We start from the raw sequence: 13,324 nt of genomic DNA on the forward strand, positions 1-13,324 counted from the left end.
TCGGTTTTTCGAAAAGACACGACAATCGTCGCATGCCCATATGCCTAGATAAGTAATTTTTTTCACGATGGTGATCTTCTTCATTCTGAACGGTCAGGTCACGGTGATAACATGGGCTTATTTAAATGCAATGCGTAAAGTTGCAGCTGTACATTTCATTGCTTTATAGCGATAACGCGAGAGGGCGATGGTAGTTCCGGTTCATGCAAAAACGAGCGTCATTTAGATCAGGAGGTTGGAGATGGGAAAGGCTACCGGTTTTTTGGAATACCGTCGAGAGGTACCGGGCGAGATTCGGCCACAAGAGCGTATCGGCTCTTGGCAGGAATTCGTCGTACCGCTGGAGGAGGAGAAGCTGAGAATGCAGGGCGCGCGATGCATGGACTGCGGGACTCCGTTCTGTCATGCAGGACAGCTGCTGTCGGGAATGGCTTCCGGCTGCCCGGCGCACAACTTGATTCCGGAATGGAATGATCTTGTGTACCGCGGCAGTTGGAAGGAAGCGCTAAAACGACTACAAAAGACGAGCAATTTCCCCGAGTTTACCAGCCGGGTCTGCCCGGCGCCGTGCGAAGGAGCGTGTACCGTTGGCAAAAGCGGTCAGCCCGTGACGATCAAAAGCATTGAAAGGGCCATTATCGACCACGGATTCGAGGAAGGCTGGATACGGCCTCGGGTCCCTGCCGCATCCACCGGTAAGAAGGTGGCGGTCGTGGGATCCGGTCCTGCGGGGCTGGCCTGTGCGGATCAATTGAACAAAGCTGGGCATGCCGTGACCGTGTACGAAAGGGCGGATCGCATCGGCGGGCTGTTGATGTACGGCATCCCGAACATGAAGCTTGATAAGCAAATCGTTCAGCGCCGCGTTAATTTGCTTGCCGCCGAAGGGATTCGCTTCGTCACCGGGGTCGAGATCGGCGAGGAGCTTCCGGCCGACCGGCTGCGGGCGGAGTTTGACGCCGTGGTGCTGTGCTGCGGGGCGACGCAAGCCCGGGAGATGAAGATCGAAGGCCGGGAATTGAACGGCGTTCATCAAGCCATGGAGTTTTTGTCCCGGAATACCCAAAGTCTATTGGATTCGGGGCTTCAGGATGGCAACTTCCTATCGGCTAAAGATAAGCATGTCGTGGTTATCGGCGGCGGAGACACGGGAACCGACTGCGTCGCTACGGCCATCCGTCAAGGCTGTAAGAGTGTGACTCAGCTGGAAATCATGCCGAAGCTTTCGCTGTCCCGGGGGCAGGATAATCCGTGGCCAGAGTGGCCGAAGGTGCAAAAGACGGATTACGGGCAGGCGGAGGCGGCCGAGATGTTCGGACAGGATCCCCGCAGGTATGAAACCTCGACGAAATCGCTGCAGGGGAATGAACAGGGCCAAGTAACCGGAGTCCATACGGTCCGCGTGGAGTGGAACCAGGTAGACGGGCGCCGGATACCGGTGGAAACTCCGGGAAGCGAGCAGGCTCTTCCTGCCGATCTGGTGTTGTTAGCATTAGGATTTGCAGGTCCGGAGGCGGTCCTACCCGAGCAACTCGGCCTGGATCAGGATGAACGCACGAACGTGAAAGCGGAACTTGGCGATTTTCGAACGAATGTAAAGGGCGTATTTGCCGCCGGAGATATGCGGAGAGGTCAAAGTCTTGTTGTTTGGGCGATGTATGAGGGGCGGCTCGCCGCCCGCGAGGTCGACCGATATTTGATGGGCAGCACCATGCTGCCGTAACTTTATATCGTCTTACACTTTACGCCGTCCGAATCGGACGGTTTTTTTTCGAAATAGGACCCCCATTGGCGGTTTAATCCATCAACAGCTTGAGCAGCTGTGTCCGGTTGCTAGCGCCTACCTTTTGAAATATGGACCGCATATGCTTCTTGATCGTGACTTCACTAAGGAAGAGGCGTGAGGCGATGTCGCGATTGGTCAACCCTTCGGCGGCCAGAGCGGCAACCTCCTTCTCACGATGGGTCAAATCCGTACGGGCGTAAATCGCGGCCTCTGGTTTCGTCATCGGCATCTTCTCCGGCGTTAAACCGAATGTTATCGCTTCAGGATGTCTGTGATCGCCGTCATTTCGTAAACTGGGGAAGACCACTTCCCCGTTGTTATGCCCGCTAAGCCATGAGGCCAGCATCAGGGGCAAACCGTCGGTTTGCTTCCAGATGCGGTAGATCTGCTCTGGCTCAACGATGCCGCAGGTCCGCAGATAGGCGACAACGCTGTTAAAATCCAGATTCGTGAGCGGCATCCGATAGATGGATCGTTTCCAGAAGGGACTTTCCGTCCATTGACTGGACAGTGGGTTTCGGCCGGAAATGACGCAAAGGCAGCGGTCTTTGATTTGCGGGATATAAAAATCGCGAAACCAATCATCCATCGGTTCTAGAAGCTCATACGTATCGATAAATAAGAACGCAGGACCAAGTTTGGATCGTTTCTGGATGGCATCGATGGAGGCTCTGATGATAAAGTCAGGATCGGAAAGGGAGGAGAGGGAGTCCAATAAATCAAGCTGGAACAGGACTTGCCTGCTGAAATCTTCCGGTACGGTTCTGATTTTCGCGGCGTCGATGGCGATAACGGTAGCTCCTAGCCTGGTGGCTTGTTTTTGAAACTCCTCAGCCAACGCGCTTTTTCCTACGCCAGCCGAGCCGTAGATATTAAGGATTCGTTCCATATTGGAGTAGTGCTTTAGATATACGGAAAAGATCTCCGACTCCCACTCTCGTCCTAGCAATCGAGGGAGTCGTTCCAAGTCCTCGTACTCATGAAGTGTCGAATTCATAGTTCTTCATCCCCCCTCACCTACTTCAAATTTTCGCTATTATAATTTAGAATATCGTTGAAATGTAAGATAGAATAGTGACTTTTTGTATAGTAATGTCGAAAGACCCTTTTACAAAGTATACTTTGGGGTAATGTCTCAATTGCTGCCGTCATGATAAATTTTATTTTGTCGAATAGGAAATTTCTGTGGTCTGGACTACAATTCTTGAATTATTATAGGAAGATAGGAAGAAAACGATGATTAGGCCGAAAGGCGCAGTTAATAGATCATGACATAGGGCGAAGGCGTTCGTCATAACTAGCTGATCTGCAATAAGGATGAGGTGATGATGTCATGAGACAGGTTCATGTCAGAATGCTCGAACCAGGCGACGTTTTAGCCGAGCCTATACTAAATCAACACGGGATGACCATGCTAGGAGCGGGAACCGCGTTAACCGAAGGCCATATCGTACGCCTTAAGAAGTTGGGGATTCAAACGGCCATGATTGGCAAGAAAGAACCGGTCGGTTCCTTCCGCGATGAAGACATCCAGGGGACAAGCCCCATCATGAAGTTTCAGGATCTCAAAGAGAAACGCGAGGCGCGCAAGCAAATCCGGCAAATGCTGGTTCGTTTGGCCGATTCCGACTTGGGTTTTGGGCGACCGTCCACCCCGCAGTTGGACGAACAATTTCGCCGCATGTTCCGGAACATTTTATACGAAATCACAAGCCATGAGCAAGTGTTGGATGGCTTGATCCGCCTGCAACAAAGCGATCCCTACTTGCTGGAGCATTCCTTTCATGTGACAGCGTATTCGGCTATTCTTGGCATCGCGGGTCAATACTCCGGGGCGGAAATGATCGATCTCTGCGTCGGCGCGTTATTATTCGATATCGGAATGACCGAATTGCCAGCCCACACGATCCGGCGAAACGGCAGCTTGACCGGAGCCGACCGTGAGGCGCTGCGTCGGCATCCGGAGGCGGGCTTCCAAATCATTTGCGATATGGAAGGCGTATCGAGACGTTCGGCCCTATGCGCATTGCAGCATCATGAGCGGTATAACGGGGCGGGATATCCTTCCCGGCTGAAACATCACGAAATTGATGAATACGCGCAAATCGTCGCCATTGCCGATACCTACCATGCCTTGATCTCACGGCGGAACTACCGTCTGGCCTATACTCCGGGAGAAGCGATTGAATATTTGCTGGCTGCTGGAGATCGTTATTTCAGCCTGGAACTCATTCAAACTTATCTGCGAAATATCAGCATTTATCCTCTTTCCTCCGTAGTGAAGCTCAGCAACGGCCAGCTCGGCATCGTATCCTCTCTGGATTCCAGCCTGGTGCATCGTCCGGTGGTTAAGATCATCCGCGAAGCAGACGGTTCAAACGTAAGATCGCCTTATGAAGTGGACCTCATGCGTAAAACGGATTTGGTGATTACTGAAATGATGGAGTCTAGCGGAGAAGACTTGCAGATGTCTGTAAGGGTCTAACCCCATCTGGGCTTCATGGAATTCGTGTTCATGCAAAAAGCGCGAGCTTGGGAAGCTTTCCCTAAGCACGCGCTTATTTTTATGTGAACCCTATCTATTCTATTGACTGACGTCGGTGAACTCGGACTGCATCATTTCCAGCTTGCGGATAATTTCCTTTTGCCACTGTAGGTCGCCTAATTGGGCGGCAAGATTGAGCAGATCCAAGTAGTCATCGATGTTCAGCCTTGTCTTTCTGCGGGCGGATAGCAATCTCATGGGCGTTCGTCTCCTCTTGGCCGTTTTCGGTGATAAACCGGAGTGATCTCAAAGATAATAATGATAATCATTATCAAATGAGTCTTTTTTTTATTATGCACAATTTCGTGCCCCTTGTAAATAGCGGCGAGACCGTTTAATCTAAAATTTGAATGAATTGGCACATTGCCGGATGGCAATGGCTAACAACGGATAAGCTAAATGAACACGAATAACAGAACAGAGAACAATGGGAGGCGTTATGGAGACAGAATCACTGTTGAAAGTCGAGGAGCTGGCGCTCAAGAAGTATAAAATTTTTATGCAAAGCCATCTCCGCTATATTGCTAGAGCCATGCTGGCGAGCATGTTTATCGGTTTTGGGGTGATCGTTGCTTTCAAGAGCGGGAACTACTTTTACCTAGAGCATTCGCCGCTGACCTATCCGATGGCCGCCATCACCTTTGGCGCTGCTATTATTCTGATCGCATACGGTGGCGGGGATTTGTTTACCGGGAATACATTTTATTATACATACGCCGCTTTAAGGAAGCGGCTGAAATGGCGCGACATCACGAAGTTATGGGTGTTCAGCTATATCGGTAACATCTTGGGAGCAGGGGCCTTCGCCTTATTAATCTATCTGACCGGCTTATTTGCCGATGCCTCGGTCAACACTTTCTTGTTAAGTGTGGTCGAACATAAAATGGCTACCCCGATCATGGAGTTGTTCTTCCGGGCGATTCTATGTAACTGGCTGGTATGTCTGGCGTTCTTTATCCCGATGGCACTGCAAGGAGACGGGGCCAAAATGTTTGCCATGATGCTGTTCGTCTTCTGCTTCTTTATTTCCGGCTACGAGCACAGCATCGCCAATATGTGCACCTTTGCCATCGCTTTGGTACTGGATCACCCGGACACAATCTCGTTTGGCGGTGTCGTGCATAATCTGATTCCGGTAACGCTCGGCAATTTGGTTGGCGGAGTGCTGCTGATGGGCTTCATGTACTATTTCGCCAATAAACCGTATTTGGATGCGGAGGAAGCTTCCAAAACCCCGCATAAATAAACATATTTTCAAGGTAGGCGCCTCCGCTTTCGGAGGGGCCTATTTTTCTTGTCGATCCGGGTATTTTAGCCTATGGGTTCCAGCCTAACTATGATAAGATGAAACAAAATATGCATATTTTCGCGATTCGATGGGGGAACCCCACTCTTATCCTACCGTAAAGGGTGTATCGCTTATGAAGCGGGTCCGAATGTTGTTAATAGCAGGTATGCTCGTATTTTCGATCATGGCGGGGTTAGGCGCTGCGACGGTCGAGGCGGAACGAAAGGTGGTTCGTTACCAGACGGAGCTGGACTATCCGCCCTATAAATTCAGCCAGAATGGGTTCGAAATGGGCTTCGATCTGGAATTGACTCATCTGATTTTTAAGGAGCGGGACTACACGCTGTTCTATTCCGCCTCCGATTGGAAGGAAGCTTATCAGGCGCTGGTTGGCGGTTCGGCGGATACGGCAGGTTTGATGGCAGTTCAGGAGAATCGGAAGCAGGATATTCTTTTTTCTAAACCGATCATGCAGACCTACATAGGCGTCTATGCCGGAGAGAGCTTTCAGGGCAGGCTGGGTACGGATCAATTGAATCAATATACCGTGGGGGTCGGCGCGGGTCAATATTCCGAGGAGATTCTGCAGTCGGAAGCCGGCGTAACGTCTTACCGTACATACCCTACCGTTGAAGCGGCCCTTATGGCTTTAAACCGGGGAGAAATCGACCTATTGTTTGAGAATGAGAACGTCGTCGATTATTTGATCGTGAAGCGGGAAATGACCGGTGAGGTTCATAAGGTATTGGAGGATCTGTATCCTCGGGATGTGGCTTATGGAGTCAGCAAAAAGACGCCGGAACTGGTCGATTACATCAACGGCCGAATGGATGAACTGAAGCGCTCGGGGGTCTATGAGGAGCTCTATCTGAAGTATTTTTTCACCCATTCGGAGTCTTTCTCGAACGCGATGCGAAATCGACTTATCCTTGTCGTCGGCTTGTTAGTCGGTGGAGTGGCAGCTAGTTATTGGCTAATCCGGGTCTACATCATCCGTTTGCGGCGCACGATTCATGGAGAACGGGGATTTTCCAAGGAAGTGCTGGATCATACCAATCTATTTATTTGGGCGGTGCAAAGCGACCGGACAACGGTGCGTTTCAATCGATATGCCGAATGGATTACAGGCATCCGGGAGGGAGAAGCAGTTGGACGGTCCTACATGGAGCATCTCCTGCTGCAGCATGCTTGCCGGGAGTTGATTCCGCTGTTGGACGAGGCGTTATCCCATCGCTTTGTTGATAACCGCGAGCTCAACCTGTTTTGCGCGAACCAAGGGAAAGCGAAGGCGTTTTTGTTCCGAACGGCGGTCATTCCCGGACTACAGGGCGATCCGGACGTCTTCATCATGACCGGCGTGGACATCGAGGAGCGGAAGCAATTCGAGAATAAACTGCATCAAAGCTATCAGGAACTGGAGTCCGCCAATCTGGAGCTAACCGCCACCCAAGAGGAGTTAAAGGAGAACTACGATAAGCTGCTGGAAAACCAGGAGAGGCTGAGACGAAGTGAGGAACGCTATCGGCTGGTCGCTGAAGCCTCGAACGGCGGCATTTGGGAGTTGGATCTGGAACGAAATCGCCGGTACTACTCGCCAAGGTGGTTTGAGCTGCTTGGGTATAGTCAAGAGGACCCGATTAGCACCGAGATGCTGGAACAGGTGATCCACCCCGACGATACCCCGAAAATTCAGCAGGAGATCACGGCACTGCAGGCAAGGGAAAAGGAAGTTTTCGAGTGCGAATACCGCCTGCTCTGTAAAGACGGGGAATACCGGTGGTTCCTGGGTCGGGGAAAAGCGCTGTTTAATGAACAGGGGCGCGCCTACCGGATGGTGGGCTCGAATATCGAGGTGCACCAATTGCGAATGTACCAACAGCGGATGCGGCATCTCGCTTATTACGACACGCTTAGCGATTTACCGAATCGGCTGTATTTGCTCGAAGAAATGGATGCCCTGGTTTCCAGGACGAACGCCAAAGCGGCCCTCTTTTTCGTGGATACCGACAATTTTAAGTATATCAATGATACGTTAGGTCATAAATTTGGCGACCGTCTGCTGATGCAAGCAAGCTCCCGCTTGACCTCCCTGATCGAGGATACGGGTATGTTATTTCGGTTGGGCGGGGACGAATTCGTGATTTTGCTGAAAGATGTGGAGAGGGAACAGGCGACAGCGCTGGCGGACAAGCTACTCCAGGGCTTCCGTGAGCCGTTCCGGATCGACGACAGCGATCTGTTCGTGTCGGTCAGCATCGGGATTTCGTTCTATCCGCAAGACGGCCGCACGCCGGAAGAAATCCTCAAGAACGCCGACGTGGCGATGTACGCAGCTAAAGAGGCGGGGAAAGGCAAATACGTCGTCTTCGATCCCGTATTTTTGCAAGCGTTTAATGAACGGGTACATTTGGAAAAAAACCTTCGGCAAGCCCTGACCCGGGGCGAGTTTACCATCCACTATCAGCCTCAACTCGGGGTGCGCGATGGCCATATTTGCGGCTTCGAGGCGCTGATTCGCTGGAACAGCCCGGAACTCGGTTACGTGTCGCCCTTATCTTTCATTAAGATCGCCGAGGACAGCCGCCTGATCGTACCGATCGGTGAATGGGTGCTGAAAGAGTCCTGCGCCTTCGCCAAACGTCTGGAGGACGATGGATTCGGGATGTACAAAATCGCCGTTAATATCTCGGTCGTTCAGCTTCTCGAAGAAGACTTCGTCAGCAGAGTTCTGCGCATCCTGCAGCAGACGGGGCTGGCACCCGTGTGTCTGGAGTTGGAAATTACCGAGTCCATGATTATGGAAACGGTCGATTCGCTTGTGCCTAAGCTGAACGAACTGAAAGCCTTCGGTATTCAAATCGCTTTAGACGATTTCGGCACGGGTTATTCGTCACTGGGATCATTGAAGCAGATGCCGATTACGACGCTGAAGGTGGACAGAACGTTCATCGAGCATTTGCCGGAGCAGGACGACAGCCGCTCCCTCGCCAAAGCGATCGTGCTCATCGGACGAAAAATGGGACTTCAGGTCGTCGCTGAAGGCGTGGAGACGGAGCAACAGATGCAGCATGTTCGGCGAGCCAAATGCGATATTATTCAAGGGTATTATATCAGTAAGCCGCTTCCGGAGGCCGGTATCCGCGAGTTGCTGCGAAGCTATCGGCCACAAATGATCTAACGCAACAAATAACCCGCAGGATCGTGAAGTAAACTCACGAATCCTGCGGGTTATTATCTATCGCTTAAATTCCGGCCGGCGTGTTGCCCTCCTGCGCTGGAACGGGATCCGGCTCGCTGAGGAACATGGTAATCGGCATGGATGCCGCGCCCAGCGCTGTAGAACGGATACCTAGATTGGCGAAGGCGACTCCGCTTTTCTTCCGGTGATAGGATAAGCTGCGGTTCTCGATGGTGTGCAACATGGCGTCTTGCAATAGGTCTCCGGCAAGCGATAGGCGGTTGCCGATCACGATCAGCTCCGGATTCAGGATGTTAACCAAATTGGCCAATCCCACGCCAAGCTGGGCGCCGATTTCATTCAGGAGCTGAACGGCCCGAGGCTCGCCGTCGCGAGCGAGCCGGATAATTTCCTCCAGATCGGGGTGCGAATCGTTCCACAGCTTGGCTGCCCGGTCGAGCAGCGCCTTCTCCGAGGCTAGCGTCTCCCAACAGCCGCGGTTACCGCAGCGGCAGAGGGGACCGTTCTCGGCGACGGTCATGTGGCCAACCTCGCCGGAGAAATTCGACGTGCCGCGGTACAACTCGCCGCCAACGATGATACCGGAGCCGATACCAATGCCTATACTCAAGTAAATCAGATTTTGGGCCTCGCGGCCGGCGCCGTAAAGCTTCTCGCCAATGGCTCCGGCGTTGGCCTCGTTATCAATATGCAGATTGGTCCCAAATTCGGAGGCCAATGGATCGTACAGGTCCACCTGGTTCCAGTCCAGGTTGGGCGCCGATACAACGCGGCTCTTGTCGTCGACGAGCCCAGGCACCCCGATCCCGATCCCAACGATACCGTACGGGGATTCGGGGAGTTTTTTGCTAAACTGGCGGATCGTTTTGCGAATCTGTTCGACCACATGGTCCGGGGTGAAATCGGCGAGCGCAACCGTTTTTTCCAGCAGAACGTGGCCTTCCAGGTCGACGAGCACGGCCAGCAAATCATTTACGCGGATATCGATGCCGACCGCATAACCGGCGCTGCGGTTAAAGAGAAGCAGAGTAGGCTTGCGTCCGCCGCTAGATTCGCCGGGGCCGATCTCGGTGACAAGCTGGCTGTCGATCAATTCAGAGACGAGGGACGATACGGTCGCCTTGTTCAACCCAATCGCGGCGGAAATATCCGCGCGAGACAATGGCTGACGTTGACGGATCGTATCCAGGACGATGGTTTTATTCATTTTTTTGATGAGCTGCTGGTCGCCTGTGATTTTCATATAAACTCCCTCGTTATACCCATGCCTCTAGGCACGGTGAATGTATGTCTATACGCATCATAACATAAATGACCCGGGTTTAATCAATAACTTTGTTAGTTTACTAGACAAACTAAGTGGAACGTGATACGATCTAGGTGTAGAAAGCATGCTCCCGTGATCGGGTGGGCATGCTACTTATAATCCACATGATGTAAAGGCTTACTTAAAATTTAATTTCTGGCTGGGAGGAATTAGTGGTGAGTTATTTTAAGAACATTAGCAAAATTCAGTATGAAGGCGCAGGTTCCAACAATCCGCTGGCATTTAAACATTATAACGAGAATGAAGTCATCCTCGGCAAATCAATGAAAGAGCACCTGCGTTTTGCAGTTGCTTACTGGCACACGCTGACGATGAACGGTAGCGACCCGTTCGGTCAAGGTAACATGATTCGTCCTTGGGAAACGGTAAGCGGCTTGGATCTTGCGAAAGCCCGCGTAGAAGTGAACTTTGAATTCCTGGAAAAGATCGGCGCTCCTTATTTCTGCTTCCATGACGTTGACGTTTCTCCGGAAGGCGCTACGCTGAAAGAATCGAACGAGAACCTGGACGTTATCGTTGCTAAAATCAAGGAAGGCATGAACCAAACCGGCGTGAAGTTGCTGTGGAACACAGCGAACATGTTCTCCAATCCGCGTTATGTACATGGCGCAGCAACAACTTCGAACGCAGACGTATTCGCTTATGCTGCAGCTCAAGTGAAGAAAGGTTTGGAAACGGCTCTTGAATTGGGCGCTGAAAACTATGTGTTCTGGGGCGGACGTGAAGGTTACGAATCCCTGTTGAACACGGATATGGGTCTGGAACTCGACAACCTGGCGAGATTCTTCCAAATGGCAATCGACTACGCGAAGGAAATCGGCTTCAAAGGCCAATTCTTGATCGAGCCGAAACCAAAAGAGCCAACCAAACACCAATACGACTTCGACGCAGCTACAACGATTGCGTTCCTGCAAAAATACGGCTTGCAAGACCACTTCAAACTTAACCTGGAAGCAAACCATGCGACGCTGGCTGGTCATACGTTCGAACATGAACTGCGCGTAGCTCGCATCAACAACATGTTGGGTTCGGTCGATGCCAACCAAGGCGATATGCTGTTGGGCTGGGATACCGACGAATTCCCAACTGACCTGTATTCCGTAACGCTGGCTATGTATGAAATCCTGCAAAACGGCGGCCTGGGCTCCGGCGGCGTCAACTTCGACGCGAAGGTAAGACGTAGCTCCTTCGAGCCGGAAGACCTGTTCTATGCTCATATTGCAGGGATGGATACCTTTGCGAAAGGCTTGAAAGTAGCCGGCAAAATGATCGAAGACAAGTTCATCGAGAACCTATTGAATGATCGTTATGCCAGCTTCAAGACGGGAATTGGCGCGGATATCGTATCCGGCAAAGCCAACTTCAAAACACTGGAAGCTTATGCTTTGGAGCACAGCCATATCGTCAACAAGTCGAACCACCTCGAGCTGGTTAAAGCCCGCCTGAACGAATACATTTTCGGAACGAAATAAGATTCAAAAGTCGGCTTTTCACGCACAACTTTTTCAAAAAGGGACGCTTGCCGTCCCTTTTTGTGGTATAAAGCCCCTTTCGGGGACATGCGAAGGGAGAGTATCGCAATGAAGTATGTGATTGGCATCGATCTAGGGACCAGCTCGGTCAAGACGCTGCTCGTGAACCAAAACGGGGAGATCACCGGGGAGGCGTCGGCTTCTTATCCGCTGATTCAAGAGCGTCCTGGGTTCAGTGAGCAAGATCCCGAAGAATGGGTAAAAGGAACAATGACTTGCTTGAAGCAATTGCTGAAAGAGAGCGGCGTAGCGGCTGGAGACGTGGAGGGCGTATCCTTCTCCGGTCAAATGCACGGATTGGTCCTGCTGGATGAGCAGAACAATGTGTTGCGCAACGCCATCCTGTGGAACGATACACGGACGACGAAGCAATGTCGTGACATTGATGCAAAGCTGGGCAGCAAGCTGCTCGACATTACCCGCAACGCCGCGCTGGAAGGCTTCACGCTGCCGAAGATCCTCTGGGTTCAGGAGAATGAGCCGGAGCTGTTCGCTAAAGCTGCGCGGTTCGTGCTGCCGAAGGATTATTTGCGTTACCGCATGACCGGCCAAGTGCAAATGGAAATCTCCGATGCGGCGGGAACGTTGTTACTTAACGTACCGGAAGGCCAGTGGAGCGAAGAGATCGCTGCAACCTTCGGGCTTCCGGCTGGCTTCTGCCCGCCGCTCGTAGGCAGTACCGAGAACACCGGCTCGCTGCAGCCAGAGTTTGCCGCAGAGTCCGGTTTGTCGGCCGGCACGAAGGTATTCGGCGGCGGCGCCGATAACGCCTGCGGCGCGGTTGGCGCGGGCATCGTCCGCAAGGGCGACGCGCTTTGCAGCGTCGGCACATCCGGTGTCGTGTTGACGTACGAAGAAGACAAGAACAAGGATTTCGCCGGGAAGGTGCATTTCTTCAACCATGCGCATCCGGGTGCTTTTTACGCCATGGGCGTGACGCTGGCTGCAGGTTATTCCTTGAGCTGGTTCAAGGAATCGCTGGCGCCGGAGCTTAGCTTCGACGAGCTGCTGAAGCCGGTGGGCGATATCGCGCCGGGTTCGGAAGGGCTGCTGTTCACCCCGTATCTGGTTGGGGAACGTACGCCGCACGCGGACAGCGTGATCCGTGGCAGCTTCATCGGCCTGTCCGGCACGCATCGCCGGGAGCATTTGGCTCGCGCGGTGATGGAAGGGATCACCTTCTCGCTGCAGGAGTCGTTTGACCTGTTCGGCGCAGCCGGCATCGAGGTCGAACGCGTCATCTCCATCGGTGGCGGCGCCAAGAATCCGGTTTGGTTGCAAATGCAAGCGGATATCTTCGGCAAGCCGGTTGTGGCGTTGAAGAACGAGCAAGGCCCGGCGATGGGTGCCGCGATGATGGCAGCTGTCGGCAGCGGCTGGTTCGGCAGCTTGAAGGAATGCGCCGACGCCTTTATCGGCTACGCCAAGACGTATGAGCCGATCCCGGCCAACGTGGAGAAGTACGCTCGCCTCTTCAAGCTTTACCAGCAAGTCTACGCGGCGACCCGTTCGCTGAACGAAGGGCTGCAGGAATTCCGCGGGTAAGATCCCGGCTCGGATCAATCCGCTATACATGAGAAGCGCCTGTTCCTATGAGGAACAGGCGTTTTAAATTTAGGAATGTTGCAGTACGTGCAACATTTCAGC

At 52.5% G+C, this 13,324-nt stretch carries 9 protein-coding genes; 6 read left to right on the forward strand and 3 right to left on the reverse strand.

Annotated elements, in window-relative coordinates; translation table 11 throughout:
• Positions 1-241: 241 nt before the first annotated feature.
• Positions 242-1,723, forward strand: coding sequence for a glutamate synthase subunit beta (locus tag MKZ15_RS02265; RefSeq protein ID WP_339819519.1), 1,482 nt, complete (start codon positions 242-244; stop codon positions 1,721-1,723).
• Between the two features lie 73 nt (positions 1,724-1,796).
• On the opposite strand, the gene MKZ15_RS02270 is transcribed toward MKZ15_RS02265, so the two are convergent.
• Positions 1,797-2,783, reverse strand: a complete 987-nt coding sequence (locus MKZ15_RS02270) for a LuxR family transcriptional regulator (protein WP_339819520.1) — start codon at positions 2,781-2,783, stop codon at positions 1,797-1,799.
• Between the two features lie 336 nt (positions 2,784-3,119).
• Between MKZ15_RS02270 and MKZ15_RS02275 the strand changes: the two genes are divergently transcribed.
• Positions 3,120-4,271 (forward strand): HD domain-containing phosphohydrolase, encoded by a 1,152-nt coding sequence (locus MKZ15_RS02275; RefSeq protein ID WP_155606780.1) that lies wholly within the window; start codon positions 3,120-3,122, stop codon positions 4,269-4,271.
• Between the two features lie 99 nt (positions 4,272-4,370).
• Here the strand turns inward: MKZ15_RS02275 and MKZ15_RS02280 are convergent, their stop codons facing one another.
• Positions 4,371-4,529, reverse strand: a complete 159-nt coding sequence (locus MKZ15_RS02280) for a hypothetical protein (RefSeq protein WP_155606779.1) — start codon at positions 4,527-4,529, stop codon at positions 4,371-4,373.
• A 241-nt stretch (positions 4,530-4,770) separates the two neighbouring features.
• Here MKZ15_RS02280 and MKZ15_RS02285 point away from each other — a divergent pair, with 241 nt between their 5' ends.
• Positions 4,771-5,577: a formate/nitrite transporter family protein gene (locus MKZ15_RS02285; RefSeq protein WP_155606778.1), complete on the forward strand. Its 807-nt coding sequence runs from the start codon at positions 4,771-4,773 to the stop codon at positions 5,575-5,577.
• A gap of 175 nt (positions 5,578-5,752) precedes the next feature.
• Positions 5,753-8,797: an EAL domain-containing protein gene (locus tag MKZ15_RS02290; RefSeq protein ID WP_339819522.1), complete on the forward strand. Its 3,045-nt coding sequence runs from the start codon at positions 5,753-5,755 to the stop codon at positions 8,795-8,797.
• A 64-nt stretch (positions 8,798-8,861) separates the two neighbouring features.
• On the opposite strand, the gene MKZ15_RS02295 is transcribed toward MKZ15_RS02290, so the two are convergent.
• Positions 8,862-10,061, reverse strand: a complete 1,200-nt coding sequence (locus MKZ15_RS02295; RefSeq protein ID WP_339819523.1) for an ROK family transcriptional regulator — start codon at positions 10,059-10,061, stop codon at positions 8,862-8,864.
• Positions 10,062-10,300: 239 nt separating this feature from the next.
• On the opposite strand from MKZ15_RS02295, the gene xylA reads away from it, so the two are divergent.
• Entirely contained in the window at positions 10,301-11,617 is a 1,317-nt protein-coding gene (gene xylA, locus MKZ15_RS02300; protein WP_193416783.1) for a xylose isomerase, read from the forward strand.
• A 108-nt stretch (positions 11,618-11,725) separates the two neighbouring features.
• Positions 11,726-13,222 (forward strand): xylulokinase, encoded by a 1,497-nt coding sequence (xylB, locus tag MKZ15_RS02305; protein ID WP_339819524.1) that lies wholly within the window; start codon positions 11,726-11,728, stop codon positions 13,220-13,222.
• Positions 13,223-13,324: the final 102 nt, after the last annotated feature.

Source organism: Paenibacillus sp. FSL R7-0216 (assembly GCF_037969915.1).
Taxonomy (GTDB): Bacteria; Bacillota; Bacilli; order Paenibacillales; family Paenibacillaceae; genus Fontibacillus; species Fontibacillus rhizolycopersici.